Source organism: Lysobacter sp. S4-A87 (genome assembly GCF_022637455.1).
Classification (GTDB): Bacteria; Pseudomonadota; Gammaproteobacteria; order Xanthomonadales; family Xanthomonadaceae; genus Lysobacter_J.
The window spans coordinates 1,354,408-1,380,107 of sequence record NZ_CP093341.1; the positions used below are offsets into that span (position 1 = coordinate 1,354,408).

General features: G+C 65.4%; 22 protein-coding genes and 3 tRNA genes. 9 read left to right on the plus strand and 16 right to left on the minus strand.

Features of this window, described 5'->3' with window-relative positions:
• Positions 1 to 211 precede the first annotated feature (211 nt).
• The 3 genes from MNR01_RS06090 to MNR01_RS06100 all read left to right on the plus strand — a co-directional run bounded on the left by MNR01_RS06090 (position 212) and on the right by MNR01_RS06100 (position 3,851).
• Positions 212 to 1,276, plus strand: a complete 1,065-nt coding sequence (locus tag MNR01_RS06090) for a hypothetical protein (RefSeq protein ID WP_241920037.1) — start codon at positions 212 to 214, stop codon at positions 1,274 to 1,276.
• Positions 1,277 to 1,404: 128 nt separating this feature from the next.
• Positions 1,405 to 3,324 (plus strand): 1-deoxy-D-xylulose-5-phosphate synthase, encoded by a 1,920-nt coding sequence (gene dxs, locus MNR01_RS06095; RefSeq protein ID WP_241920038.1) that lies wholly within the window; start codon positions 1,405 to 1,407, stop codon positions 3,322 to 3,324.
• 5 nt (positions 3,325 to 3,329) lie between these two features.
• The gene (locus tag MNR01_RS06100; RefSeq protein WP_241920039.1) at positions 3,330 to 3,851 is read left to right on the plus strand and encodes a nuclear transport factor 2 family protein; all 522 of its coding nucleotides are present in this window, start codon (positions 3,330 to 3,332) and stop codon (positions 3,849 to 3,851) included.
• Here MNR01_RS06100 and MNR01_RS06105 read toward each other — a convergent pair.
• Positions 3,797 to 4,825 carry a TraB/GumN family protein gene (locus MNR01_RS06105; RefSeq protein ID WP_241920040.1) on the minus strand — a complete coding sequence of 343 codons (1,029 nt, stop codon included), beginning with the start codon at positions 4,823 to 4,825 and terminating at the stop codon, positions 3,797 to 3,799. The genes MNR01_RS06100 and MNR01_RS06105 overlap by 55 nt on opposite strands.
• A 71-nt stretch (positions 4,826 to 4,896) precedes the next feature.
• Positions 4,897 to 5,367, minus strand: coding sequence for a cupin domain-containing protein (locus MNR01_RS06110; protein ID WP_241920041.1), 471 nt, complete (start codon positions 5,365 to 5,367; stop codon positions 4,897 to 4,899).
• Between the two features lie 138 nt (positions 5,368 to 5,505).
• On the opposite strand from MNR01_RS06110, the gene MNR01_RS06115 reads away from it, so the two are divergent.
• The 4 genes from MNR01_RS06115 to MNR01_RS06130 all read left to right on the plus strand — a co-directional run bounded on the left by MNR01_RS06115 (position 5,506) and on the right by MNR01_RS06130 (position 9,401).
• Positions 5,506 to 6,072, plus strand: a complete 567-nt coding sequence (locus tag MNR01_RS06115) for a hypothetical protein (RefSeq protein ID WP_241920042.1) — start codon at positions 5,506 to 5,508, stop codon at positions 6,070 to 6,072.
• A gap of 40 nt (positions 6,073 to 6,112) precedes the next feature.
• Positions 6,113 to 6,454: a dihydrofolate reductase family protein gene (locus tag MNR01_RS06120; RefSeq protein ID WP_241920043.1), complete on the plus strand. Its 342-nt coding sequence runs from the start codon at positions 6,113 to 6,115 to the stop codon at positions 6,452 to 6,454.
• Between the two features lie 38 nt (positions 6,455 to 6,492).
• Positions 6,493 to 7,689: a class I SAM-dependent methyltransferase gene (locus tag MNR01_RS06125; RefSeq protein WP_241920044.1), complete on the plus strand. Its 1,197-nt coding sequence runs from the start codon at positions 6,493 to 6,495 to the stop codon at positions 7,687 to 7,689.
• Between the two features lie 230 nt (positions 7,690 to 7,919).
• Entirely contained in the window at positions 7,920 to 9,401 is a 1,482-nt protein-coding gene (locus MNR01_RS06130) for an arylsulfatase (protein ID WP_241920045.1), read from the plus strand.
• Between the two features lie 124 nt (positions 9,402 to 9,525).
• Here the strand turns inward: MNR01_RS06130 and MNR01_RS06135 are convergent.
• The 11 genes from MNR01_RS06135 to uvrB all read right to left on the minus strand — a co-directional run bounded on the left by MNR01_RS06135 (position 9,526) and on the right by uvrB (position 20,005).
• A tRNA-Pro gene (locus MNR01_RS06135) sits at positions 9,526 to 9,602 on the minus strand.
• 88 nt (positions 9,603 to 9,690) lie between these two features.
• The gene (locus MNR01_RS06140) at positions 9,691 to 10,047 is read right to left on the minus strand and encodes a MerR family transcriptional regulator (RefSeq protein WP_158733140.1); all 357 of its coding nucleotides are present in this window, start codon (positions 10,045 to 10,047) and stop codon (positions 9,691 to 9,693) included.
• The gene (locus tag MNR01_RS06145) at positions 10,040 to 10,357 is read right to left on the minus strand and encodes an integration host factor subunit alpha (protein WP_200604416.1); all 318 of its coding nucleotides are present in this window, start codon (positions 10,355 to 10,357) and stop codon (positions 10,040 to 10,042) included. The genes MNR01_RS06140 and MNR01_RS06145 overlap by 8 nt, the downstream gene beginning before the upstream one ends.
• Positions 10,358 to 10,373: 16 nt before the next feature.
• Entirely contained in the window at positions 10,374 to 12,761 is a 2,388-nt protein-coding gene (gene pheT / locus MNR01_RS06150; protein WP_241920046.1) for a phenylalanine--tRNA ligase subunit beta, read from the minus strand.
• Between the two features lie 69 nt (positions 12,762 to 12,830).
• Complete coding sequence (pheS, locus tag MNR01_RS06155; protein WP_241920047.1) at positions 12,831 to 13,826, minus strand: phenylalanine--tRNA ligase subunit alpha; 996 nt, start codon at positions 13,824 to 13,826, stop codon at positions 12,831 to 12,833.
• A 291-nt stretch (positions 13,827 to 14,117) separates the two neighbouring features.
• Positions 14,118 to 14,477, minus strand: a complete 360-nt coding sequence (gene rplT / locus MNR01_RS06160) for a 50S ribosomal protein L20 (protein WP_158733136.1) — start codon at positions 14,475 to 14,477, stop codon at positions 14,118 to 14,120.
• 13 nt (positions 14,478 to 14,490) lie between these two features.
• Positions 14,491 to 14,688, minus strand: coding sequence for a 50S ribosomal protein L35 (gene rpmI / locus MNR01_RS06165; RefSeq protein WP_027083463.1), 198 nt, complete (start codon positions 14,686 to 14,688; stop codon positions 14,491 to 14,493).
• A 288-nt stretch (positions 14,689 to 14,976) separates the two neighbouring features.
• On the minus strand, positions 14,977 to 15,501 hold the full coding sequence (gene infC / locus MNR01_RS06170; RefSeq protein ID WP_233264853.1) for a translation initiation factor IF-3: 525 nt from the start codon (positions 15,499 to 15,501) through the stop codon (positions 14,977 to 14,979).
• 68 nt (positions 15,502 to 15,569) lie between these two features.
• Positions 15,570 to 17,471, minus strand: a complete 1,902-nt coding sequence (thrS, locus tag MNR01_RS06175) for a threonine--tRNA ligase (protein WP_241920048.1) — start codon at positions 17,469 to 17,471, stop codon at positions 15,570 to 15,572.
• Between the two features lie 351 nt (positions 17,472 to 17,822).
• Positions 17,823 to 17,897: transfer RNA gene (locus tag MNR01_RS06180), tRNA-Val, on the minus strand.
• 74 nt (positions 17,898 to 17,971) lie between these two features.
• Positions 17,972 to 20,005 (minus strand): excinuclease ABC subunit UvrB, encoded by a 2,034-nt coding sequence (gene uvrB / locus MNR01_RS06185; RefSeq protein WP_241920049.1) that lies wholly within the window; start codon positions 20,003 to 20,005, stop codon positions 17,972 to 17,974.
• 151 nt (positions 20,006 to 20,156) lie between these two features.
• On the opposite strand from uvrB, the gene MNR01_RS06190 reads away from it, so the two are divergent.
• On the plus strand, positions 20,157 to 20,690 hold the full coding sequence (locus tag MNR01_RS06190; protein WP_241920050.1) for a GspH/FimT family pseudopilin: 534 nt from the start codon (positions 20,157 to 20,159) through the stop codon (positions 20,688 to 20,690).
• A gap of 56 nt (positions 20,691 to 20,746) precedes the next feature.
• Positions 20,747 to 20,823: transfer RNA gene (locus MNR01_RS06195), tRNA-Asn, on the plus strand.
• A 137-nt stretch (positions 20,824 to 20,960) separates the two neighbouring features.
• Here the strand turns inward: MNR01_RS06195 and MNR01_RS06200 are convergent.
• Genes MNR01_RS06200 through MNR01_RS06210 form a run of 3 tightly spaced genes read right to left on the minus strand, consistent with a single transcriptional unit; the run spans position 20,961 to position 25,697 of the window.
• Entirely contained in the window at positions 20,961 to 21,416 is a 456-nt protein-coding gene (locus MNR01_RS06200; protein WP_241920051.1) for a type IV pilin protein, read from the minus strand.
• Positions 21,413 to 25,189 carry a PilC/PilY family type IV pilus protein gene (locus MNR01_RS06205; RefSeq protein WP_241920052.1) on the minus strand — a complete coding sequence of 1,259 codons (3,777 nt, stop codon included), beginning with the start codon at positions 25,187 to 25,189 and terminating at the stop codon, positions 21,413 to 21,415. The genes MNR01_RS06200 and MNR01_RS06205 overlap by 4 nt, the downstream gene beginning before the upstream one ends.
• Positions 25,190 to 25,199: 10 nt before the next feature.
• On the minus strand, positions 25,200 to 25,697 hold the full coding sequence (locus MNR01_RS06210) for a PilX N-terminal domain-containing pilus assembly protein (RefSeq protein ID WP_241920053.1): 498 nt from the start codon (positions 25,695 to 25,697) through the stop codon (positions 25,200 to 25,202).
• Positions 25,698 to 25,700: the final 3 nt, after the last annotated feature.

Genomic DNA, 25,700 nt, shown 5'->3' on the forward strand with positions numbered 1-25,700 from the left:
CGACCCGCCCATGACTCCCGTTCGGCGCTTAAGCCCTCCCACACGCACCCGCGGCACGGGACCGTGATGCCTATCGCGTTTTTTCGCGCGCTAGCAGACAACCTAAATACACACCTGACACAAAACGCTCACTTTCGACGCGCTGCGCGCGTTGACGAGTGTGAGGGCGTCCGCAACACTCGCGAACCATTGCAATTCAACGGAAGCGACGATGCGCCTGACCCTTGGTCTGACGGGCATGGACCCGGCCACGGAGACCGCCCTGCAGGCGGCCTTCCAGGCCGCCAACGGTCGCCTCGGCGGACGCTGGCAAATGTTGCCGGACACCCAGGCTGACTATGTCATCGTCGACATGGACAGCATGTACGGTCCGATGAGCTGGCTGCGGTTGCACGCCGCCGGCAAGAGCGTCATCGCCCTGACAGTTTCCCAGCGCAGCCAGACCGATTTCCGCCTCGCCAATCCGTTCGATTCCGGCAGCGTGGCCACACTGCTGCGCGAGATCGGAATGCAGGCCGGCGTGTCGTTCGATGAAGCCCCGGCCGCACCGGTCGCAGCAGCGCCGGCGCCTGCCCCGGCTCCGGCTCCTGCTCCTGCTCCTGCGCCCGCAGCCATCGTCGCGGTGGCGCCGCCGGCTCCGCCGGCACCGGTCGTCGAAGCCCCGGCCCCCGTGGTCGCGGCGGCGCCTGCAGCGCCGATTGCCAGGCCGGCCCCGACCAGCACCGACACCCTGCTTGACTGGCTCGACAACGACCGCCTGAAGGGCCGCATGCGCGTGCGCGGCGACGAGGTCGTGCTGATCGACATGGAACAGCGCATCTACCACGGCCCGGCGGCACTGAAGCCGCTGTCGGCACTGTTCGAGGGCAAGCTCTCCACGGCCGACTTCGTCTCCGTCGATGCCGCGACGTGGGAAAGCGAAAGCGCGCGCCTGGGCGCGGCGATGCCGCTGGTGCGCCTGGTGTGGTTCGGCAACCTGCTCGCCGGCAAGGGCGCCCTGGCGCCGGAGCACGACCCGCAGCGCCGCTACCAGATGGTCAAGTGGCCGCAGACCGAACGCGACTACCCCAAGCACTTCCGCATCGCCACGGTGATGATGAAGGGCCCGGCCCTGATCCCGGAGATCGCCGAAGCCAGCGGCGTGTCGGTGGCCGAAGTCGCCGACTTCATCAATGCCAACCTGGCCACCGGTTTCGCTGAAGTCGAGCGCGAGCCGGAGCCGGCCGAAGCCGGCAAGTCCGGCGGCAGCCTGTTCGGGCGCCTGCGCGGCCGCTGACCGCAGGGCGCGTGCGGGAGGCGCCAACCGGCCCCTGCACCGCCCCAGCGACGAAAACTGAACGCTGCGCCTTGCCCGCCCCCGACTGGGGCGGGACAATGGCGAACTTGCCGTCTGATAACGTCGTGATGATTGACCCGCAGCGCTATCCCCGCCTTTCCCGGATCGAAGTCCCCGCCGATCTGCGCCAGTTCCCGGAAGAGGAACTGCCGGCCATCGCCGAGGAACTTCGCGCGTACCTGATCGAACAGGTCGCCCTGGTCGGCGGACACTTCGGCGCCGGCCTGGGCGTGATCGAACTCACCGTCGCCCTGCACTGGCTCTACGAGACGCCGGTGGACCGCCTGGTGTGGGACGTCGGCCACCAGACCTACCCGCACAAGATCCTGACCGGCCGCCGCGACATCATCCACACCGTCAAGCAGAAGGACGGCGTCGCGCCGTTCCCGAAGCGCGAGGAGAGCGAGTACGACACCTTCGGCGTCGGCCACAGCTCGACCAGCATCTCGGCGGCGCTGGGCATGGCGATCGCGCTGCAGCAGATGGGTGACGATCGCAAGGTCGTGGCGGTGATCGGCGACGGCGCGATGACCGCCGGCATGGCCTTCGAGGCGCTCAACCACGCCGGCGGCATGGGTGTGGAGCCCGGCTCTGTCGAGCCTGATCTGCTGGTGATCCTCAACGACAACCAGATGTCGATCTCCGAGAACGTCGGCGGCCTGACCCAGATGCTCGGCCGCCTCACCGGCAGCCGCACGCTCAACGCCATCCGCGAAGGCGGCAAGCGCCTGCTCGGCGACAAGAACAAGCCGGCGGCGAAGTTCGTCAAGCGCTGGGAAGAACACTGGAAGGGCATGTTCGTGCCGTCCACGCTATTCGAGGAGATGGGTTTCCACTACACCGGCCCCATCGACGGCCACGACCTGCCCGCGCTGATGTCGGCGCTGAAGGTGCTCAAGACCCTCAAGGGTCCGCAGCTGCTCCACATCATCACCACCAAGGGCAAGGGCTACGAACTGGCCGAAGGCGACCAGATCGGCTACCACGCAGTCGGACCGTTCGATCCGTCGACCGGTCTTGTCAGCAAGCCCGGCGCCAAGAAGCCGACCTACACCGATGTCTTCGGCGAGTGGCTGTGCGACATGGCCGCGGCCGAACCGAAGCTGCTCGGCATCACCCCGGCGATGCGCGAAGGCTCGGGCCTGGTGCGCTTCAGCAAGGAATACCCGCAGCGCTACTTCGACGTTGCCATCGCCGAGCAGCACGCGGTCACGCTCGCGGCCGGCATGGCCTGCGAAGGCGCCAAGCCGGTGGTGGCGATCTACTCGACGTTCCTGCAGCGCGGTTACGACCAGCTGGTGCATGACGTCGCCATCCAGAACCTGGACGTGCTGTTCGCGCTCGATCGCGGCGGCGTGGTCGGCCCGGACGGCGCGACCCATGCCGGCAACCTCGACCTGAGCTACCTGCGCTGCGTGCCCAACATGGTGGTGATGGCGCCGTCGGACGAGAACGAGTGCCGGCAGATGCTCAGCACCGGCTACCACTTCCAGGGCCCGGCCGCGGTGCGCTACCCGCGCGGCACCGGCCCCGGCGTGGCCGTGCAGGCCAACCTCGACACGCTGCCGATCGGCAAGGCCGAGCTGCGCCGCCAGGGCTCGCGCATCGCCCTGCTCGCCTTCGGCGCGATCGTGCCGGCGGCGGAGAAGGCGGCCGAGGAACTCGGCCTGACCGTGGTCAACATGCGTTTCGTCAAACCGCTCGATCGCGCCCTGATCCTCGAACTCGCACGTAGCCACGAAGGCTTCGTCACGCTCGAGGACAACGTGGTCGCCGGCGGCACCGGTTCCGGCGTGGCCGAACTGCTGGCGGCAGAAGGCATCGTCATGCAGATCCTGCACCTGGGCCTGCCGGACGAGTACCAGCACCACGCCAGCCGCGAGCAGCTGCTGGCCGAGGCCGGACTGGACGTTGCAGGCATACGCGCCGCCGTGCTCAAGCGCTGGCCGTTGCTGCTCAAGCCGCAGCCGCAAAGCGCCTCGCTTTGAAACCCATGAAATCGCGCTGGTTTGCAGCGGTGTCGATCGCGCTTGCCCTGTCCTTTCTGCCGGCACGTGCGGCAAAAGGCGACCCGGCCATCCTCGCCGTGGTCGAATCGTTTCGCACTTCGATCATCGAGAAGGACCGGGAGCGCTTCCTGGATCTTTTCGTGCAGCGCGATGTTCCGTGGCAGAGCGTGCTCGACGACAAATCGCTCGCGCGGATCAAGGTTCAGCACCCGGAGGCGATCAAGGCCAGGTTCAAGAAGGACAACAATCCTGTCGCCTTCATCGACGGCATCGTCGCCAGCAAGAACAGCAGCGAAGAGACCTTCTCGAACATCAAGGTCGATTCCGACGGCGAAGTGGCGACGGTCACCTTCGACTATTCGTTCCTGTCCAATGGCAAACCCACCAACTCGGGCAAGGAGTGCTGGATCCTGGTCAGGACCGAGGCTGGCTGGAAGATCACGACGGTGGCCTACTCCGTCACCCTGGCGCCGCCGACAGGCTCCCCGGGCTCCTCGACGGAATAGCCACGCGCGCGCAACTGCGCAGCGTAACCATCGGGCTTGAGCAGCTCGCGCATCGGCAGCACGGCCAGGCTCACGCGGTTGTTCTTCAGCGCCAGTTCGGCGGCGTCCAGCCAGCGCTCACGTACCTTCGCCTCGATATCGCCCGCGCGCTTGCGCAGCACCTGCGCCTGCGAGACCGCCTTGATGCAGGCTTCGTTCTGGTCGGTATAGGGCAAGGCCTTCAGGGTCGTGATGTCGCCGACCGCCCAGGCATTGGCCCGTTCGCGCATCATTTCCAGATCCGACTCCAGCCGCTGCATGGTCCTGCTGAAGCAGTCGACGTCGTCGAGCTTGGATTCGCGGAATTCCTGCAACGCAACCTTCGGGTCTTCGATGAGGATGGTGACGCGCGTTGTCGTCAGCGGCACCTTGTGCCGTCGCGCCATCTTCTCGACCACGGGCGAAACCATTCCGTACTGCTTGAGCCCGATGTCGTCCATCGCCTCGTCGTACAGCTCCAGCGCCGCCAGCATCGGCCGCCACTCCTCGACGCTGCGATCGTTGCCCATGTACTTGCGCTTGAGCACGAGCCAGCGTGCGTACATGTCGGCCGGCACCACCTGCTGCAGCGTCTGGCCATCGGGGTTCTTGCGCGCACTCAGCGCCTTGGGTGCAAGCAGCAGGCGCTGGAAGATGCCGAGCTTGCCATCGATGCTCACGCTCGGCGCCTGGATCACCTCCTGCGCCTGCGCGATCACCGCCTCGACATCGCGCGACTCCCACTCCACGCGCTTGGGCAGCGGCGACAGCGTGCCCAGGACATACAGCGTGTGATCGTCGCGGCTGATCTTCCACATGCCGGGCCCGGGTTGCACACCCGAGACCACAAGCGTTTCCATGTCGCGGATGGGAGGCAGCGGCTGCTGCGCCGGGACAGGCGCAGCGGCAAGCGTGATCGAGAGCGCGAGCAATGCGGGGGCAAAGCCAGATCGCATATCCACTCCTTTGGGGACGATGTCCGGACCGTGGGGCCCGGGTCAGTTTCGCGCAGCTTGGGCGTTCCGGCCTATCCCAGGTGGTAGCTGCCCATGCGCGAAAGCACCGCAGCCACTTCGCTGTGCCCGGCCAGCAACTCGAATCCCTCCCAGACGAACCCTGGCGACACCGTGCAGGCCACCAGCGCGTACTCGCCCAGCGGCAGTGCCGCCTGCCAATGCCCTGCGGGCACGACATGCATCGGCGCGCCCTGCCCGCTCCGATCCAGCACCGTTGATGCCAGCACGCCGGCAACCGGATCGAACACCCGCAATTCCAGCGCGCCGCCTTCCTGCCAATGCCAACTCTCGTCGGCATCGACGCGGTGCCATTGGCTGACCTCGCCACGTGCAAGCAGGAAGTGGATGGCCGTCAGCGCCGGCCGCGACCGGCCATCGAGCTCGATGGTGACAGCCGATTCGTGGATGCGGCGGAAGTGGCCCCCTTCGGGATGTGGGGCCAGCTGCAGTTCGGCGATGAGGTGTGCGGCACGGGGATCCATGGCCGCATCGTAGCGTTGTCCGTGATTGCCGCCACAAAGAGCCTTACCGGCCATACGGATCAACGATTTACAGGCCGACGCGGCGACTCCACCGGCCCCGCTGCATAATCCCGCCTGGACCGGGGAAGGCACGCCGACATGAAAGACGGTGACGTCGATTACTCGAAGTACACACTGCGCGAGATGGAAGAGGCGCTCGACGGGGTCAACGCGGAAAAGTACCCGAAGAACCACGCGAACCTGCGCGCCGCATACCAGAAGCTGACGGACCAGCTTCCGCCTGCACCTGCGCCGGCAGCCGACCTCCAGGCAGAACAGGTCCCGTTCGACGACGATCCGCCGCCAGCGCCGAAGTACGATGAGCACGGCCGCTACCTGCCCAATCATATTCCCGCGAGCGAGCGGCTGCGTCTGGCTGGATTGTCGATGCTTCTGCTGGCCTACGGCAGCTATGGCGTCTGGAGGAACGACTTCTACGTGCCTGCCAGGCGAGGCGGCATGCATCTGCATGACGCTTCGGCATGGTCCATGTTCGCTGCGTTCGGCTGCGCCTGCCTCGGCATGCTCGTGCTGATCGCCGATCATTACGACCGTCGTGACAACGAGCTGAATTATTGGCGCGCCAGCCGCACGGTCTGGGGGTTCGGATGGACCTGCTTCGTGCTCTCGTTGATTCTCTGGATGCTGCGCGATGCCCGGACGTAGGGCAGGCCCAACCCACGTCCTGGTCGGTTTGACGCCAACGTTGACCCACTTCAGGAGGTACGCGGCAAGGAAGTATGTCGTCTCGAGCACCCTGCGGCAGGTGGACTGGAACGCGGAACTCGTGCGCGGCGATCTGCAGGAGGTCGTTGCGCAACTCAAGCGGCAACCCGGCCAGGGGATTCTCGTGGGCGGCGTGAAATTGCCGCTGGCATTGGCGGAGCTCGGGCTGATCGATGAGTACGAGTTCGTGGTGCAGCCCCGGCTGGCAGGCCATGGCCCGACGCTGCTGGCAGGACTGTCGGCGAGCGTTGAATTGAAGCTCGTGAGCAGCCGGGAGCTCGACTCGGGCACGGTGGTGATGCGATACGTGCCAGCAAGCTAGCAGCAAGAATCGAACCCTTCACCATTGCGGGTAACACCATGGACGTCGTCGATTTCTACGAGCGTTACCCGTATCCAAGACCCGTCGAGAGCCTCGACGAGTACCGGCTGCGCTGGCAGGACCGGGACCGGCGTCGCGCGGAATACCATCTGCATTGGCCTGCCAACGCCTACCGGGAAGATCACTCGATTCTGATTGCGGGATGCGGGACATCCCAGGCGGCCAAACACGCGATGCGCTGGCCCGCGGCCCGGGTGGTGGGCATCGACTTCAGCGCGACCAGCGTCGACCGCACCTTGCAGCTCAAGCAACGCCATGGGCTGGACAATCTCCAGGTGCACCAGCTCGCCATCGAGCGCGTGGAAGCGTTGCAGCAGCGTTTCGACTGGATCGTCTGCACCGGCGTGCTGCACCACCTGCCGGATCCTGACGCCGGCCTGGCGGCGTTGCGCCGCGTGCTCGATCGCGACGGCGCCATGCAGCTCATGCTGTATGCGCCTTACGGCCGGGCCGGTATCTACATGCTGCAGGAGTTCTGCCAGCGCATCGGAATCCGGGCCACCGATGACGAGATCCACAAGCTCATCGCCGCGCTCACGCTGCTGCCGCGCGGACATCCACTGGAGAACCTGCTGCGCCAGGCACCGGACTTCCGCCAGGAGGCTGCGCTCGCCGATGCGTTGCTGCACCCGCAGGATCGCGCCTACACGGTTCCGCAGGTGTTCGACTTCATCGCGCGTGCCGGCCTGACATTTGGTCGCTGGGTCAGGCAGGCGCCCTACTCGGCGTACTGCGGCGCGCCTGCGCGCATTCCGCAGGCCGACCGTCTCAGGCAACTTTCACCGGCCGGGCAGTTCGCCGCCATCGAGCTGTTCAGGGGCACGATGCTTCGCCACAGCTTCATCGCATACGGCAACGACCATGCGGGCAGTCCGCAGCCGATCGGCTTTGACGATGATGCGTGGCCGGATTACGTGCCTATTCCGGTGGCCGACACCATCCGCGTCGAAGACGATCTGCCTGCAGGTGCCGCCGCGGCGCTGATCAACCGGACCCACACGTACTCCGACCTGGTCCTGCCGATCAGCGCGCAGGAGGTCGGGATGCTCGATGCGATCGATGGACGCCGGTCGATCGCCGAGATCGCCAGTGATGACGCAAACCTCGGAATCGCGCGAGCGCTGTTCCAGCGCCTGTGGCGATACGACCAGATCCTGTTCGACGCATCGCGCTGACCGCATCCGCGATGGCGTCGGTTGGCACGAAACATGCTGTCGGCATGTGCGCGCGGAGTTAACGCGGCCAAGACCATGCTTGAGGGGTTCACTGTCGCCCTCTGATTTCCCGGCTGCGCGCTTGAGTGCGCCAGCGTCCGTGGCCCTGCGATGGTGAATCCCCGTCGGCTGCGTCTCCCGGTTGTCGACAAAGCCGAACCGTCAGGAATCATCAGCACAAGGATCCGACCATGGCAGCGACCAGGAAACCCAACATCCTCATCCTCTGGGGGGACGACATCGGCATCTGGAATATCAGCCATTTCAGCCGCGGCATGATGGGCTATCGAACACCGAACATCGATCGGGTGGCGGAAGAAGGCGTGACCTTCACGGATTACTACGCGCAGCAGAGCTGCACCGCCGGCCGCGCCTCGTTCATCTGCGGGCAGAACCCGATCCGCACCGGCCTGACCAAGGTGGGCATGCCAGGCGCAACAGTCGGCCTGCAGAAGGAAGACCCGACCATCGCCGAAATGCTCAAGCCGCTTGGCTATGCCACCGGCCAGTTCGGCAAGAACCATCTCGGCGACCGCGACGAGTACCTGCCGACCGTGCATGGCTTCGACGTCTTCTTCGGCAATCTCTATCACCTCAATGCCGAGGAAGAACCCGAGCTGCCCGACTATCCGAAGGACCCGAAGTTCAAGAAGGCGTTCGGCCCGCGCGGCGTGCTCGACTGCAAGGCGGACGGCAAGGGCGGACAGACGATCAAGGACACCGGGCCGCTCACCAAGAAGCGCATGGAAACCATCGACGAAGAGATCACCGAGCGTGCCCTGCAGTGGATGGAAGAGCAGGCCAAGGCGGACCAGCCGTTCTTCCTCTGGTACAACTCCACCGCCATGCACTTCCGCACCCACGTCGCCGAGAAGAACATCGGCAAGAGTGGACAGGATCCTTACAGCGATCGCATGGTCGTCCATGACGAACAGATCGGCATGATGCTCGACAAGCTCGAAGAGCTCGGCATCGCCGACAACACCATCGTCATGTACTCCACCGACAACGGCCCGGAGAACGACACCTGGCCCGACGGCGCCAACACGCCGTTCCGCGGACAGAAGGACTCCAACTGGGAAGGCGGCTGGCGCGTGCCGTGCTTCATCCGCTGGCCGGGCAAGATCAAGGCCGGCTCGGTCCTTAATGGCATCGTCTCCCACATCGACATGCTGCCGACGCTGGTCGCCATCGCCGGCGACGAGGACGTCAAGGACAAGCTGCTCAAGGGCTACAAGGTCGGCGACAAGACCTTCAACGTGCACCTGGACGGTTTCAACATGGTTCCCTACTTCACGGGCAAGGTGAAGGAGAGCCCGCGCGACGCGATCATGTACTTCAGCGACGACGGTGATGTCATAGCGGTCCGCGTCGGCGACTGGAAGTTCAACCTGGCGGTGCAGCGCGCCCACCAGATGAACATCTGGGCGGAGCCGTTCGTGAAGCTTCGCGTCCCGCACATCGTCAGTCTCCGCCGGGATCCGTTCGAACTGGCCGACTTCAACTCCAACACCTACTGGGACTGGATGGTCAACCACATCCCGCAGATGTACCTGATGCAGGCCTACGTGGCATCGCAGATCGAGAGCTTCAAGAAGTTCCCGCCGCGGCAGAAGCCTGCTTCGTTCAATCTGGATGCGGTCCTGCAGCAGGTGAGCCAGCCGCACACCTGACCGGGCGAAGAATGGCAATGCCTCCGGTCGACTCGGGAGAGTCGGCCGGAGCGCTGGTGCGCGCGGTGATACGAGGGTGTGTGGGTGCCGCGTCTACCCAGCGGCACTCACGTACTTGATGCAATGGTCGGGACGGCCGGATTTGAACCGACGACCCTCTGCCCCCCAGGCAGATGCGCTACCAGGCTGCGCTACGCCCCGACGTGTATTGCGATCTCCGCCTTGCGGCGGGCGGCAAGTATAGCCGCTTGTTGCCGTGTCCGGCCATCCATCTGGCCGGTGTGCCGCGTCAGCGGCGCAGGAGCGTCAGGACCTCTTCCAGCTCCATCCGCACCTGCTTGATGATCTGCGAGCTCAGCGCGGACTCGTCCTTGGCCGATTCGCCTTCCAGGCGCAGGCGGGCGCCGCCGATGGTGTAGCCCTGTTCGTACAGCAGGCCGCGGATCTGCCGGACCATCAGCACCTCGTGCCGCTGGTAGTAACGGCGGTTGCCGCGACGCTTGACCGGATTGAGCATCGGGAACTCGGTCTCCCAGTAGCGCAGCACGTGCGGCTTGACGTCGCACAGCTCGCTGACCTCACCGATGGTGAAGTAGCGCTTGGCCGGGATCGGCGGAAGTTCACGATTGCTGCCGGGATCAAGCATGCTTCACTCCTGCCTGTTCAACGCCGCTATACGCTTCCACTCGTTCCTTGAGCTTCTGTCCTGGACGGAACGTCACCACGGTGCGCGCGGAAATCGGAATCTCCTCGCCGGTCTTCGGGTTGCGACCCGGCCGCTGGTTCTTGCGGCGCAGGTCGAAGTTGCCGAAACCCGACAGCTTCACCTGGCGGCCCTGCTCCAGCGCCTCCCGAAGGGCGTCGAAGAAGGAATCGACGAATTCCTTGGCCTCGCGCTTGTTCAGCCCGACTTCGTCGAACAGGCGCTCGGCCATCTCAGCTTTGGTCAGTGCCATCTTTTTTCCTTCAACCTCAGCCTCGGATCACGGCACCGTGTTCGCGCTGCAGGGCCTGGGTTACCGAAGCCACCGCCGCGTCCACGTCACGGTCAGTGAGCGTGCGCGATTCATCCTGCAGAATCAAGCCCATAGCAAGACTTTTGAAACCCGGTTCCACGCCCTTGCCCTGGTATTTGTCGAACAGGACCAGGTCGCGAAGAGCGGTTCCGGCGGCCCGACGAACGGCGGCCGACAGCTGGCCCCAGGTCACCGATTCAGCCACCACAAACGCCAGGTCGCGGCGCACTGACGGGTACTTCGACAGCGCGCCGGCCTTGGCCACCGCGCGGCTGAACAGCGGCTCCAGATCGAGCTCGAAGGCCACCACGTCGACGTCCAGGTCCAGCGAGCGCTGCAGGCGCGGGTGCAGATGGCCGATCCAGCCCAGGTACGCACCATCGCGGTAGACGTCGGCAGAGCGCCCCGGGTGCGCCCAGGACGGCTGCGACGGGCGGTACTCGAGGCTGGCGCCGGCAAGGGCGGCCAGGCTGTCCAGATCGCCCCTGAGGTCGTGGAAACCGGCCGGACGGGCGGTCGTCGCCCACTGCTCGGCGGTCGCCTCACCGCAGATGGCGGCGGCGATGCGCGGGGTCTCGCGCGGCGACTCGGAGCCGTTTGCGCTGAAGACATTGCCCAGCTCGAACAGGCGCACGCGCGGCTGCTGGCGCACGGTGTTGCGTGCCAGCGCGGCGACCAGGCCCGGCAGCAGGGCCGTGCGCATCACGCCCAGCTCGGCGCTGAGCGGATTGGCCAGCGGCACGGCGCCGTCGGCCTTGCCCCACTTCGCCAGCAGGTCGGCGTCGACGAAGGCGTAATTGACCGCTTCCAGATAGTCGCGCGCGGCCATCTGGCGACGGGCGCTGGCGTCCTCGACGCGGGTCTCGCTCGGCGCGACCAGGCGCGCGGCGCCGGTCGGCAGCGTCGTCGGGATCGCGTCATAGCCGTGGATGCGCGCGATCTCCTCGACCAGGTCTTCTTCGATCGCCAGATCGAAGCGGCGGCTCGGCGGAATCACGCGCCAGCCGTCGGCGAGGTTCTCGACCGACAGGCCGAGCGCGCGCAGGATGCGCTCGACTTCGGCATCGGCGACCTGCAGGCCCAGCACGCGCGCCAGGCGCGCGCGACGCAGCGTGATCGGCTGCGACGGCTGCAGGTGTTCGGGCAACGCGGCTTCGATGATCGGGCCGGTCGTGCCGCCGGCGATGTCGAGGATCAGTTTCGTCGCGTATTCGACCGCGATGCGCGGCAGTTCCGGATCGACGCCACGCTCGAAGCGGTGGCCGGCGTCGGTGTGCATGCCCAACTTGCGGCTGCGGCCGATGATCGCCGACGGCACCCAGTGCGCAGCCTCGAGGAACACGCTGCGGGTGTCATCGGTCACGCGGGTATCGAAGCCGCCCATGATGCCGCCCAGCGCGACGGCACGCGCGCCATTGCCGCCACGGCTGTCGGCGACGACGAGGAACTCCTCGTCGAGCGCGACCGTGCGGCCATCGAGCAACTTCAGTTCCTCGCCCGCGCGCGCCGGGCGCACGACGACGGCGCCTTCCAGCGTCGCCTTGTCGAAGGCGTGCATCGGCTGGCCCAGTTCGAGCATCACGTACTGGGTGACGTCGACAAGGAAGCTGATCGGGCGCACGCCACTGCGGCGCAGGCGCTCGGCCATCCAGGCCGGCGTCGGCACCTTCGCGTCGACGTTGTCGATCACGCGGCCGACGAAGCGCGGCACGCGCGCACCGGCCTGCAGCTCGACGGCCACCGTCGCGTCGCTCTGCGCCGCCATCGGTGCGGCGTCGAAATCACGCACTTCGCTCGCCAGCGCCGCCGCCACGTCGTAGGCGATGCCACGCACGCTGAAACAATCGGCGCGGTTGGGCGTGAGCTTGATCTCGATGCTGGCGTCGGGCAGTGCGAGGTACTGCGCGAGCGGCGTTCCCACCGGCGCGTCGACCGGCAGCTCGAGCAGGCCCGAAGCGTCCGGATCCACGCCCAGCTCCTTGGCCGAGCACAGCATTCCCGACGACTCCACGCCGCGCAGCTTGGCGGCCTTGATCGCGATGCCGCCGGGCAGGTTCGCGCCGACCATCGCCAGCGGTGCCTTCAGGCCCGGGCGCGCATTGGGCGCGCCGCAGACGATCTGCACGGTTCCGTTGCCGGTGTCGACCTGGCAGACCTGCAGGCGGTCGGCTTCGGGGTGTTTTTCGGCGCTGACGATGTGGCCGACGACGACGCCGTCGAGCGATTCGCCCAGCACGGTGACGTCCTCGACCTCCAGGCCGATCGCGGTCAGCGTCGCGGCGAGTTCCTCGCGCGTCGCGGTGGTCGGCACATGCTGTCGCAGCCAGTTTTCGGAGAATTTCATTGCGGCGTTGGTGTCCGGTATCTCTGCTTCGTCATCCCGGCGAACGCCGGGATCCATTTGCTGTTTCGCTTACGCGAACTGCTTCAGGAAGCGCACGTCGTTGTCGAAGAAGCTGCGCAGGTCGTCGACGCCGTAACGCAGCATCGCGAAACGCTCCACGCCCAGGCCGAAGGCATAGCCGGTGTACTTCTCCGGATCGATGCCGACGTTGCGCAGCACGTTCGGGTGGACCATGCCGCAGCCGAGCACTTCCAGCCAGCGGGTCGTACCGTCGGGCTGCTGCCAGGCGATGTCGACTTCGGCGGACGGCTCGGTGAAGGGGAAATAGCTGGGGCGGAAGCGCATCTCGAAGTCGCGCTCGAAGAACGCGCGCACGAACTCGGCCAGCGTGCCCTTGAGGTCGGCGAAACTGGCGTGCTCGTCGACGAGCAGGCCCTCGCACTGGTGGAACATCGGCGTGTGGGTCTGGTCGCTGTCGCTGCGGTAGACCTTGCCCAGCGCGATCATGCGCAGCGGCGGGCGGGTGTCCTGCATGTAGCGCACCTGCACACCCGAGGTGTGCGTGCGCAGCAGGCGACCGTCGCCGAAATAGAAGGTGTCGTGCATCGCCCGCGCCGGGTGGTGCGGCGGGAAGTTCAGCGCTTCGAAGTTGTGCCAGTCGTCCTCGATCTCCGGGCCGTTGCTGAGCTCGAAACCCAGGCGCCCGAAGATCTCGGCGATGCGCTCCATGGTGCGGCTGACCGGGTGCAGGCCGCCGCGGCCGGCGTCGATGCCCGGCAGGGTGACGTCGATGCTTTCGGAGGCCAGGCGCGATTCCAGCGCGGCATCGTCGAGCACGCGCTTGCGCTCGCCCAGTGCCTGCGTCAGTTCGTCACGCGCGCGGTTGATGGCCTCGCCGGCGCTCTTGCGCTGGTCGGCGGGCAATGCGCCCAGCTGCTTGAGCTGCGCGGTCACGCTGCCCTGCTTGCCCAGCAGCGCGACGCGCAACGCCTCGACGGCGTCGGGCGTGTCGGCGGCGGCGATATCGCCCAGCGCCTGCTGCGTCAGTGATTCGATTCCACTCATCCCCGTCAACCTCTCCTATCCCGTACGTCATCCCGGCGAAAGCCGGGACCCATTTTGACTTTCGCCGTCACCGGCATGCACTGGAAATGACGAACAGAGAAAACAACTGCAGGAACAACGGCAAACTGGATTCCGGCTTTCGCCGGAATGACGGGCAGACCCAGGGGCCAGCTCGAATTTGGCGGTTCCAAAACGAAACATGGGGAAGGACTTGCGCCCTTCCCCATGCGTGTACTGCGTTGTGCCTCGGCAACACGATCCGCATGCGGACCGTGGGACCGGGCGAACAACTTACGCCGCGAGCGCGCTCTTCGCCTTCTCTGCCAGCGCTGCAAAACCCTGCGCGTCGTGCACGGCGATGTCCGCCAGCACCTTACGGTCGAGGGTGATGCCAGCCTTCAGCAGGCCGTTGATGAAACGGCTGTAGCTCATGCCGTTGATGCGGGCAGCCGCATTGATGCGGGTGATCCACAGCGAACGGAAATGACGCTTCTTCTGCTTACGACCGATGTAGGCGTACTGCAGGGCCTTCGTCACCGCCTGCTTGGCGACGCGGAAGACCTTGCGACGGGCGTGATAGTAGCCCTTGGCCTGCTTCAGGATTTTCTTGTGACGGCGGCGCGCCGTAACACCACGCTTAACTCGTGCCATTGTTCAGTCCTCCTCAGAGATAAGGCAGCATGCGGTCCAGACGGCCCGCGTCCTCGGCACGAACATGGTTCGTCTGCCGCAGGTTGCGCTTCCGCTTGGTCGCCTTCTTGGTGAGGATGTGGCTCTTGTTGGCGTGGCCGCACTTGTACTTGCCGGAAGCAGTCTTCCGGAAGCGCTTGGCTGCCGCCCGATTGGTCTTGATCTTGGGCATTGCGATGTCCTTTCGGAGTTTGGTCACTGGCCTGGGCGGTGGCTCGCGCCACTCTTTCCGTCCTGCCCTTGCCGGCTTGTAAGTCGTTGATCTTGAAAGGATTCTACGACAGGTTCCTGGTACAGCACACAACAAACCCGGCGAACCGGGCCGCACATTATGCGGAAAGGTCACCGGGCTTGCAAATGTTTTCTTTGAGAATCAGGGATTTGGGCTTCAGTGAGCGCTGGAGGCGCCCCGCCCTCACCCCCGGCCCTCTCCCGCTGGCGGGAGAGGGAGCAGATCTCGTCAGATCTTCTTCTTCGGCGCGATCATCATGACCATCTGCCGGCCTTCCAGGCGCGGACGCGACTCGATCACGATGTCCTCGCCCAGGTCGGCCTCGATCCGCGCGGCCATCTCGCGGCCGAGCTCCTGGTGGCTCATCTCGCGGCCACGGAAGCGGATGTTGACCTTGACCTTGTCGCCCTCTTCCAGGAAGCGGCGCATGTTGCGCAGCTTGATCTGGTAGTCGCCTTCGTCGGTCACCGGACGGAACTTGAGTTCCTTGATCTCGACCTGCTTGGTCTTCTTCTTCGCCTCGTTGGCCTTCTTCTGCTGCTCGAAGCGGAACTTGCCGAAGTCCATGACCTTGCAGACCGGCGGATCGGCGTTGGGCTGGATTTCGACGAGGTCGAGGCCTTCGTCTTCGGCCATGCGCAGCGCTTCGTCGCGCGTCAGCACGCCGATCATCTCGCCATCACTGCCAATCACGCGCACGCGCGGGACGCGGATTTCCTGGTTCTTGCGATTCGGCTTTTCGGGGGTACTGATGTTGCAATCTCCGGTATGGATCGTGCCGGCCGCCGGGGGTGGCAGCCGGACCTGGGCAGCTTACGGGCTTATTGAACGCCCTCACTGCGCAAACGCGAGGCGAATTCGGAGACGGTCATCGTCCCGAGGTCCTCCCCTCCCCGCGTGCGCACAGAAATCTGGCCGTTTTCCTTCTCGCGGTCACCGACCACGAGCAGGTAAGGCACGCGCTGCAGGGTATGCTCGCGAATCTTATAGCCGATCTTTTCGTTGCGCAAATCGGCATGGACCCGGAATCCTTGATTTGCAAGGGTTTTCCTGACCTCGTCCACGTAATCGCCCTGGGCGTCGGTGATGTTCATCACCACCGCCTGGATCGGGGCCAGCCAGGCCGGGAACTGGCCGGCGTGGTGCTCGATCAGGATGCCGATGAAGCGCTCCATCGAGCCGACGATGGCCCGGTGCAGCATCACCGGGTGGCGGCGCTGGCTGCTTTCGTCGACATATTCGGCGCCCAGGCGGCCCGGCATCATGAAATCGACCTGCATGGTGCCCAGCTGCCAGGTCCGGCCGATGGCGTCCTTGAGGTGGTATTCGATCTTGGGGCCGTAGAAGGCGCCCTCGCCGGGCAGCTCCTCCCACTGCACGCCGGCCGCGCTCAGGGCCGAGCGCAGGGCGTTCTCGGCCTTGTCCCAGGTGGCGTCGTCGCCCAGGCGCTTGTCCGGGCGCAGGGCGATCTTGATCTGGATCTCACTGAAGCCGAAGACGTCGTAGACGGCCAGGGCCTGCTGGTGGAAGGCGCTGACCTCGGCCTCGATCTGGTCCTCGGTGCAGAAGATGTGGCCGTCGTCCTGGGTGAAGCCGCGCACCCGCAGGATGCCGTGCAGCGCGCCGGACGGCTCGTTGCGGTGGCAGGCGCCGAACTCGCCGTAGCGGATCGGCAGGTCGCGGTAGCTGTGCAGGCCGTGGTTGAACACCTGCACGTGGCCCGGGCAGTTCATCGGCTTGAGCGCGTAGGTGCGCTTCTCCGACTCGGTGAAGAACATGTTTTCCTGGTAGTTGTCCCAGTGGCCGGACTTCTGCCACAGCGACACGTCGAGGATCTGCGGGCAGCGCACTTCCTGGTAGCCGCTGTCGCGGTAGACCTTGCGCATGTACTGCTCGACGACCTGCCAGATCGACCAGCCCTTGGGATGCCAGAAGATCAGGCCCGGGGCCTCTTCCTGCAGGTGGAACAGGTCCTGCTGCTTGGCGATCTTGCGGTGGTCGCGCTTCTCGGCTTCCTCCAGCTGGGTCAGGTAGGCCTTGAGGTCCTTGTCGTTGAGCCAGGCGGTGCCGTAGATGCGGCTGAGCATCTGGTTGTTGGAATCGCCGCGCCAGTAGGCGCCGGCGACCTTCATCAGCTTGAACGCGCGCAGCTTGTCGGTGGACGGCACGTGCGGGCCGCGGCACAGGTCGGTGAACTCGCCCTGGCTGTACAGCGACAGGTCTTCGCTGGCCGGGATCGACTCGATGATCTCGGCCTTGTAGGCCTCGCCGATGCCGCGGAAGAAGGCCACGGCGTCGTCGCGCGACTTGACGCTGCGCGAAACAGGCTGGGCTTCTTTCACAATCTTCTGCATTTCCGCCTCGATCGCCGGCAGGTCTTCCGGCGTGAACGGGCGCTCGTAGGCGAAGTCGTAATAGAAGCCGTTGTCGATGACCGGGCCGATGGTGACCTGCGCGCCCGGATACAGGCGCTGCACGGCCTGCGCCAGCAGGTGCGCGGTGGAGTGGCGCAGCACCTCGAGGGCGTCGGGGTGCTTTTCGGTGACGATCTCGAGCGAGACGTCGTGGTCGATGCGGAAGCTGGAGTCGACGAGCTTGCCGTCGACCTTGCCGGCCAGGGCAGCCTTGGCCAGGCCGGCGCCGATCGAGGCGGCGACCTCGCCGACGGACACGGGCTGTTCGAATTCGCGGCGGCTGCCGTCAGGAAGGGTGATTGCGATCATGAGAGGGCGTCTTGCTGGCGCGCGGGTGCGCGGCTTGGCGGTTGGAGATCGTCGGAACCGGCAACAAACCGGGCTTCCGGAAATGAAAAACGGCGCCGCGGCGCCGTCCTGCAGGGGCGTCGTCGGCGTTCAGCGATGGGAAGTGGTAGTGCTCATGTCGCACGCTCGGCCGGCGGTTTTGCCGCGGGCCACCTCTGGATCCTGCCTCCGGCCGATGCCGGAGCTAGGGTGAAATAGTTGGGTCTTCGCGCGGCCAAGTCAACGCCGGCGCGCGGGCCGGCCTGCGGGCGTCGAAAATACGGGCCCCGAAAAGCAGAACGGCCGGGCAGAGCCCGGCCGTTCGCAACATATTGGTGGGCGGTACAGGGTTCGAACCTGTGACCCCTACCATGTCAAGGTAGTGCTCTACCGCTGAGCTAACCGCCCTTCGTTTCGCCACAAGTGGCTCACGAGGGCGCGCAGTTTAGCCCGTCGGCGCGATGGCGGCAACACCTTTGCCATCAGGCCGCGAAGCCGGCGTCCTTCAACTGCCGCAACTGGTCGCGAACCGCCGCGGCCTCCTCGAATTCGAGGTCGCGCGCGTGCTGGTACATCTGCTGCTCCAGCGCCTTGATGCGCGCCGCGAACTGACTCGGGCTGAGCCTGGCGTATTCGGCCAGGTCCTCGGCGACCCTGCGTGCCTTGCCCCTGCCCTTCGCGGTCTCGCCCGGTTCGGCGCGGGCGCCTTCCATGACGTCGACCACGGCCTTGGCAATCGACTTCGGGGTGATGCCGTGCTCGAGGTTGTACTCGACCTGGCGCGCACGCCGGCGGTCGGTTTCGTCGATCGCCTTCTGCATCGAGTTGGTGATGCGATCGGCGTACAGGATCGCCTTGCCGCGCAGGTTGCGCGCGGCGCGGCCGATGGTCTGGATCAGCGAGCCGGCCGAACGCAGGAAGCCTTCCTTGTCGGCATCGAGGATCGCCACCAGCGACACCTCCGGCATGTCCAGGCCTTCGCGCAGCAGGTTGATGCCGACCAGCACGTCGAACTTGCCCAGGCGCAGGTCGCGGATGATTTCCACGCGTTCGACGGTGTCGATGTCCGAGTGCAGGTAACGCACGCGCACGCCGTGTTCGCCGAGGTACTCGGTGAGGTTCTCGGCCATGCGCTTGGTCAGCGTGGTGATCAGCACGCGGTCGCCCATCGCGACGCGCTTGTGGATTTCGCCAAGGACGTCGTCGACCTGGGTGCCGACCGGACGGATCTCGACTTCCGGATCGATCAGGCCGGTAGGACGAACCACCAGCTCCACGATCTGGTCTTCGGACTTGCGCAGCTCGTACGGGCCCGGCGTCGCCGAGACGTAGATCGCGCGCGGTGAGCGGCCTTCCCATTCCTCGAAGCGCAGCGGCCGGTTGTCGAGCGCCGACGGCAGGCGGAAGCCGAACTGCACCAGGGTTTCCTTGCGCGAACGGTCGCCCTTGTACATCGCACCGATCTGCGGGACGGTGACGTGCGATTCGTCGACCACCAGCAGCGCGTCCGGCGGCAGGTAGTCGAACAGGCACGGCGGCGGTTCGTCAGGCATGTGCCCGGTGAGGTGGCGCGAGTAGTTCTCGATGCCGTTGCAGTAACCGACCTCGGCCAGCATCTCCAGGTCGAACTGGGTGCGCTGCGCCAGGCGCTGCGCCTCGACCAGCTTGTTCTCGGCGTACAGCTGCTCCAGGCGCATGCGCAGCTCGTCCTTGATCCTCTCGATCGCATCGAGCACGGTGCGGCGCGTGGTGACGTAATGGGAACCGGGGTAGATGGTGTAGCGCGGCACGCGACGCAGGGTCTCGCCGGTGAGCGGGTCGAACACGCTGAGCTGCTCGATCTCGCCGTCGAACAGCTCGATCCGCAGCGCCTCGGAGTCGCTTTCGGCCGGATGCACGTCGACGACTTCGCCGCGGACGCGATAGGTCGCGCGGCGCAGCTCGGTGTCGTTGCGGGTGTACTGCATCTCGGTCAGGCGGCGGATCAGCTCGCGCTGGTCGATGCGCTCGCCGCGGACCATGTGCAGGACCATGCGGAAGTATTCGTTCGGATCACCCAGGCCGTAGATTGCCGAGACTGTGCAGACGATGATCGTGTCGCGACGTTCCAGCAGCGCCTTGGTCGCCGACAGGCGCATCTGCTCGATGTGCTCGTTCACCGAGCTGTCCTTCTCGATGAAGGTGTCGCTCGACGGGACGTAGGCTTCGGGCTGGTAGTAGTCGTAGTAGCTGACGAAATACTCGACCGCGTTGTGCGGGAAGAACGCCTTGAACTCGCCGTACAGCTGCGCGGCCAGCGTCTTGTTGGGCGCCATCACCAGGGTCGGCTTCTGCACCGACTGGATCACGTTGGCCACGGTGAAGGTCTTGCCCGAGCCGGTTACGCCGAGCATGGTCTGCGAGGCAAGGCCGCTCTCGAATCCGTCCACCAGGCGCGTGATCGCCTGCGGCTGGTCGCCGGCAGGCTCGTAGGGCGCCACCAGCTGGAAGCCTGCGGGATGGAGGCTGTCGTTCATCAGGCGATGGCTCCGGGCTAAACCTTCAGTGTAGTCGGTGCTGGAGATGGGGACAGCGACGGGTGTTCCCTACCCCCGCGCGCCTCGACACGCCGACTGGATTCAGGTGCCGACGCACCGATAGTCGGCTGCCGGATCTGGAGTACATGCCATGGATCGGCACTCGCGGGGCCTGACCCTGCTGGAACTGATGGTCGCCCTCGCGGTGCTGGGCATGGTTCTGGGCATGGGCGTTCCCGCGTTCAGGCGCGCGTCCAGTGCGGCCCGGGCGGACGGGGTGTTCCATGATCTGACCGCATCGCTGGCGATGGCCAGAGCAATCGCGGTGAGCCGCGGCGTCCCGGTCGTGACCTGTCCAAGCCGGGACGGGATCAGCTGCAGGCAGGACGGCGCATGGGACCTGGGTTGGATCGCATTCCAGGCCCGAAGCCGCCAGCAGCGCGACGCCGCATCGCTCGAGCTGGTGCGGATGCATGATGCGTCGTCAGCGCGGAAGCTGGTCATTCAAAGCACCCGGCCCCGCGTCCGCTTCCAGCCAAGCGGTCGCAGCGAAGGCAGCAACGTCAGCTTGTGCATCTATGGCGGCGCAGATGGCCCCCTGATTGGCCGCATCGCGGTCAACCGGAGCGGCCGGATTCGATCGGAACGGACGCCAAACGCCACGATCTGCGGCAATTCGCCATGATCCACAGGCTGGAGACTATTGACCCTGCCGTTGGAGGCTTTACAATGCCCGTCCCCGCCCGAATAGCTCAGCCGGTTAGAGCACTTGACTGTTAATCAGGGGGTCGTTGGTTCGAGTCCAACTTCGGGCGCCAAATACTGAAAGCCGCGAGCAATCGCGGCTTTTTTGTTGCGCGGGATTCGCGCTCGGCCCTGCTTCCCGATCGACGGCACGAAGCAATCGGGCAAGAGAAAGCCCACGTCGCCGTGGGCTTCTTTTGCATCTTCAGCGTTACCAGCAACCGGGCCCTGAGCCCGTCGCGGACTTCGCACCGGCCTGGGTCAGGCTGAGCGAACCGCACTTGGTGTCCTTCTCCTGGCCCGTGCCCGAAATCGGTGCGGCGGTGAGCGTGTACGTATCGACGGTGGCCACGATCTTGACCCCGTAATACGCCTTGCCCGTACGCGGCGACTTGCCAAGGCTGCCCGCCAGCGTGCCATCACCTGCCGGAGTGCCGAATCCGACGTAGGTGTTGTTGACGGTGCGCCAACGCTCAGCCAGCTGGGCAAGCTCCAGGACGTCTGCCTTTGCCTGACCGCGCCGACCCTTGCGCACGCTGTCGGCGTAGGTCGGGTACGCGATCGAGGCGAGGATCGCCACCACCACCACCACGATCATCAACTCGATGAGGGTAAAGCCGCGGGCGGCCCGGCGAGGGGCGCCCGTGCCGGATGCAACGTTGATCATCGGATCTGTCTCCAGGATTGACGGCCACACGGTCTCACTCGATACAGCGGCTTCGAGCCTGCGACCGAGACGATCGCCATGCAGTACTCAGGCGGCAATGCATCGTAGGCGGCAACGGCGGCATCGTCCGGCGTACCCGACAGGCCACCTTGCTTACCGGTGGTGAGCACGGTCACGTCCTTGACCGGCGCAGAGCCGTCCGTTTCGAGGGTCAGGCGTCCACTGCCCTCCGCGGCTGCAGTGCCCGTCGGCGAACCGACCCGCACCGTGCCCAGGTTGCCGCCACCGCTCAGCGCGTTCAGGCCGTACAGGTAGTTGGTACCGCCACCGGAGCAAGCATCAACCGCGGTAGGTGCGTATGTCGCGAAGTAGAGCGTGCCTCCATCCAGGCGCGGATAGCTGACCATGCGCTCGCCGTCGTACTTGAGTTTGCCGTCGGTCCCCGGGATGACGAGGTCCACATACCAGCCGCGACTGGTGTAGTAGTCGACGTCGCTGTTGCTGACCGCACTGACGCCATTGGTCGCCGCACCGGCCGACTGCTGGACCAGGTTGGCTCGCGTCAGCGGCAGAGCCGATGCCAGCTCTCCCGGCATGTCGAGGACGCCGTAGATGCTGTGGACGTCCCTGTTCTCCTTGTCACCGTTGTAGGAGAAGCTGCCGGTACCGAACAGCAGCATCACGCCGCCGCGCGGTCCAAGCGCCGCTTCAAAACCACCGGTGATGGCCTGGCGCTTGGACGTGGTCAGCGTGCCGTCCTTTGCCGTGAACAGCGGCTTGCCGCCGAGCGCGAGGCGTGCGGTGCCGCTCTTGGTCAGGTCGAACTTCCAGACGTTGCCGTGCAGGTCGCCGCCGTAGACCGTATCGATCATGCCGTCGGAACCAGTGACGAATGCCGAGGTAGCCGAGCTGTACTGCTTCTGGTCGATGGCGACGATGTTACCCAGGCCGTTGGCCGTGGCCGGACCGCCGGTTTCCTTGGCATCGATGTAGTCCACATCGCCGGTCTTCATGTCGACCACGAACAGAGTCGCGGTACCAATCGTGGTGGTGGCGGTGTCGGCGTTGACCTTGTTGCCGTAGCCGCCGCCAAACACTGCCTTCCACACCGGCTTGCCGCTGCTGTCGCGCACCGGAACGATCAGCGGCTTGCCCAGCACGTAGCCGATGCGGTCACCGACTGCGCCGGCGATCTTGTCATTGACTTCCCACAGCACGTCATCCGCGGCGAACTTCGTCTTGCCTACGTCGCTGATATCGAGGCCGAAGACGCTGCGGCCACCGGCTCCGGACGTGCCGACCAGCACCGTGCGCCAGTCGTCGGTCGCGAACAGCGCATCGGAGATCGCGACGGGGCCGTCGACAAAGTAGCGATGCTGGAAGTTCGGGCTGGTCGGGAACAGCAGGTTGCCCATGTAGCCAACTGCGGTCGCCGGGATGAACCCGAACTGCTCCACGCCGGTATCGCCATGAAACGCGTGCAGCATGCCGTCGTTGGCGCCGACGTAGACCATGCGCTTGCGGGTCTTCTTGTCGTCCAGGTACTTGTTGTACGCGTACGGGTCGTAGCCGAAGCTGCCGTCGGCCTTGCGCATCAGCGCATAGCCGAAGTCGTCGGTCGGCGCGGCCACGAGCGGGCTCGAGTTGACGATGTCGCCCAACGGGCTGGTACGCGTGCGCAGGCTGCTGCCCTCAAGCGTGCGGTCGCCACTCAGGTAGGCCACGGCCTGGGTGGCGGTCACGCCGAGCGTCGTCACGTCCGCGCCCGAAGTCGGACCGCAACCGGAGGTGTAGTTGGCGCACAAGGCCGTCAGCGTCGACGGGCCTGCCGTCACGAAGTCGGCAACCGTCGGCGTGCTGTCGTCCGTGGTGGTTGCATAGAGCAGATTGCGTGCGGTCGCGGCCGGCAGCTTCGTGCTGGCCGTCCAGCTGGCGGTGTAGGTGATCATGCCACCGGTGCCGCGGGTTGGCTTGCTGGCGGCCACATCGCCGTACCAGTCGGTGCCGTTACGACCGAAGCGCGGCGTGACCTGGAGCGAGTCGTCGCCGATCTTGGTGCCCGTAATCGCGATGCTGCCGGATACGCCGCCCGCCACACCGACCGAAGCCAGCACGTCGCGCATCGCGTTGGTAATGGCCGCGGGCGTCTGCGCGTTGATATAGGAGCCGCGCGCGGTCATCGTGGCGTGCCAGATCTCGTCCACGGTGTTCGGGTTGTCATTGGTGCGCACTTCCCAGGCCGGAGACGTCGCCGACGCCAGTGCCTGCTTGGTGGCGAGCGGACCGTCACCGCGCCCATTGGGAAGGACACCATAGTTGACGCCGAACTGCTTGCCACGGGCACCCAGGGTGATGCCATAGAAGTTCATGTGCAGATTGGTCTTGCAGTCCACGCCCTTCTTGGCGTTGGCGTCCGAGCTCTCGCAGATCGCTGGATTGGACGTGGGCACTCTGCCGGCGGTGAAGGAACCCGAGCGCAACGTGCGGTTGTAGTAGTACGCGGCAATGTCTGCCAGCGTGTCGGAATGAGTATCCTCGAACGGAACTCCGAGCCCGCTGTCGGCGTTGCCGACCGTCGGGCCATCCTGGTTGCTGTAACCATCGGTAAACAGCATGCCGGCGTTCTTCTGGCACGCGTGCAGGATGACGTTGGTGTTGGTATCGAACTGCTTGCCGATGTTCTCGACCGCGAAGCGGTTGGGCGTGCTGCCATTGGCGTCAAGCTTGATCACGTCGGTCAGCAGCGCGGTCTTGTCGGCCGCCACATCCATGTCGCGCATCGACAGGTTGGTGTAATTGCCGTTCTTGTCGCGAGCGTTGATCGTGAAATAGCCGACGCGAAGCTTGCTCACGTCCTTCAGCGAGCGGGTAAGGCCCGCGACCATCGCGCGGTTGCGGTTACCGTAGAACGAGTACCAGTTGGCAAAATTCTGCCGGGTCTTGTCCTCGTTCGGCGTGTAGCGATAAAGCGAACAACCGGTGCCGCAGGCGTTGGTAATCGCGGCGCTCTTGTCGTAGCCGGCGATGGTCCGGTCGGCCTTCAGATAGAACGTACCGGGGGTGTACTCAATGGCGATGGGCTGCGCACCACCATTCCAGGTGAAGCTGCTGGCGGCGGTGTAGGACTTGTCGACGTCTCTCCACGCGTTGCAGTTGCCATTGTTGTAGTTGCTGCAGATGAAAGTGGTGTACTTGGTGTCTTTCGGGATGACCATGCCATCCTGGACAAAGAAGCTCTCGCCGACGTTCTTTTCGTAGCGCGCACCGAACAGATTCACCGTCGCGGTGCCGCGGGGATCGATAAGTGTTGCCGTCAACGAAGCGTTGGCGTAGTCCTGCAGATCCGGCTTGACCCACCGGTCATACGTCACGTCAGGGCTGTAGTACGTCGGATTGTAGTCCGGCGAACGAGCGAAGCCGTAGGCATCGAATGGCGGGATGCCGCGGTAGTTGTTGATGCGCGTTCCCGGAAGCACGTACAGGTAGTCGCAGCTTCCCGAAGTCCTCAGATTGAGGCCATTGAAGAAGCTGTTGCTGCTCCAGCAACCCTCGCCGTCAGCACCCGGGAACATCGTCTGGAACGTCATCGAGCCCGAGTCGTCGATGGCCATGATGAAGTTCGGGGACACCGTCGAACCCAGGTGCATCGGCTCCTGGGCGAGGATGCCGTCGCCTTGGCGGGTGGCGTTGGCCCCCACGTAGTGCGTCAGCGCCAGCAGGCCGACTACGCCAGCCGTGGCGATGGAAACTATCAGCAATCGTTCGAGTTTCATTGGTCGCCCTTTAAGGCATGAATACGGTTTCGACGGCGGCGTCGGAGGTGGGAGCTGCCGCTACGTCGGTGGAAAACGACGAGATCTGCCAGATCACCGGCTTCTCGTTGACTGGACGCGAGCCCTGGGCAATCGAGAAGCCGGGCGTGCATTCGTTGAGGCGGGAGACGACGATCGCCGTGTCGGGATCGTCGTCGTTGCTGCGCGCTTCGGCCCAGGCCGAACCGCGGACGGGACTGGGGTCGTCGCAGCGACGCTCTTCGTCGCGCTCGCCGGCGCGCGGCACGAAACGCGTGCCGGTGTTGAGCTGCACTTCCTGCAGGCGCGCCAGGCCTTCGGCGCGCTGGAAGGCCATGTTGGTGGCGCGGTAGTTGGATGCCATCCGCTCCTGCAGCGAAGCCACCTGCATGCCGACGATGCCCAGCAGCGACAGGAGGATGAGGAAGATGAGGGCAACATAGAGGACCGCGCCGCGCTGCTGCCTGGGAAACGAAGGTTGACGATGCATGGC

Coding starts and splice junctions, on each gene's coding strand:
- MNR01_RS06090 (WP_241920037.1), top strand. CDS start 212: ATGCGCCTGACCCTTGGTCTGACGGGCATGGACCCGGCCACGGAGACC.
- dxs (WP_241920038.1), top strand. CDS start 1,405: ATGATTGACCCGCAGCGCTATCCCCGCCTTTCCCGGATCGAAGTCCCC.
- MNR01_RS06100 (WP_241920039.1), top strand. CDS start 3,330: ATGAAATCGCGCTGGTTTGCAGCGGTGTCGATCGCGCTTGCCCTGTCC.
- MNR01_RS06105 (WP_241920040.1), bottom strand. CDS start 4,825: ATGCGATCTGGCTTTGCCCCCGCATTGCTCGCGCTCTCGATCACGCTT.
- MNR01_RS06110 (WP_241920041.1), bottom strand. CDS start 5,367: ATGGATCCCCGTGCCGCACACCTCATCGCCGAACTGCAGCTGGCCCCA.
- MNR01_RS06115 (WP_241920042.1), top strand. CDS start 5,506: ATGAAAGACGGTGACGTCGATTACTCGAAGTACACACTGCGCGAGATG.
- MNR01_RS06125 (WP_241920044.1), top strand. CDS start 6,493: ATGGACGTCGTCGATTTCTACGAGCGTTACCCGTATCCAAGACCCGTC.
- MNR01_RS06130 (WP_241920045.1), top strand. CDS start 7,920: ATGGCAGCGACCAGGAAACCCAACATCCTCATCCTCTGGGGGGACGAC.
- MNR01_RS06140 (WP_158733140.1), bottom strand. CDS start 10,047: ATGCTTGATCCCGGCAGCAATCGTGAACTTCCGCCGATCCCGGCCAAG.
- MNR01_RS06145 (WP_200604416.1), bottom strand. CDS start 10,357: ATGGCACTGACCAAAGCTGAGATGGCCGAGCGCCTGTTCGACGAAGTC.
- pheT (WP_241920046.1), bottom strand. CDS start 12,761: ATGAAATTCTCCGAAAACTGGCTGCGACAGCATGTGCCGACCACCGCG.
- pheS (WP_241920047.1), bottom strand. CDS start 13,826: ATGAGTGGAATCGAATCACTGACGCAGCAGGCGCTGGGCGATATCGCC.
- rplT (WP_158733136.1), bottom strand. CDS start 14,477: ATGGCACGAGTTAAGCGTGGTGTTACGGCGCGCCGCCGTCACAAGAAA.
- rpmI (WP_027083463.1), bottom strand. CDS start 14,688: ATGCCCAAGATCAAGACCAATCGGGCGGCAGCCAAGCGCTTCCGGAAG.
- thrS (WP_241920048.1), bottom strand. CDS start 17,471: ATGATCGCAATCACCCTTCCTGACGGCAGCCGCCGCGAATTCGAACAG.
- uvrB (WP_241920049.1), bottom strand. CDS start 20,005: ATGAACGACAGCCTCCATCCCGCAGGCTTCCAGCTGGTGGCGCCCTAC.
- MNR01_RS06190 (WP_241920050.1), top strand. CDS start 20,157: ATGGATCGGCACTCGCGGGGCCTGACCCTGCTGGAACTGATGGTCGCC.
- MNR01_RS06200 (WP_241920051.1), bottom strand. CDS start 21,416: ATGATCAACGTTGCATCCGGCACGGGCGCCCCTCGCCGGGCCGCCCGC.
- MNR01_RS06205 (WP_241920052.1), bottom strand. CDS start 25,189: ATGAAACTCGAACGATTGCTGATAGTTTCCATCGCCACGGCTGGCGTA.
- MNR01_RS06210 (WP_241920053.1), bottom strand. CDS start 25,697: ATGCATCGTCAACCTTCGTTTCCCAGGCAGCAGCGCGGCGCGGTCCTC.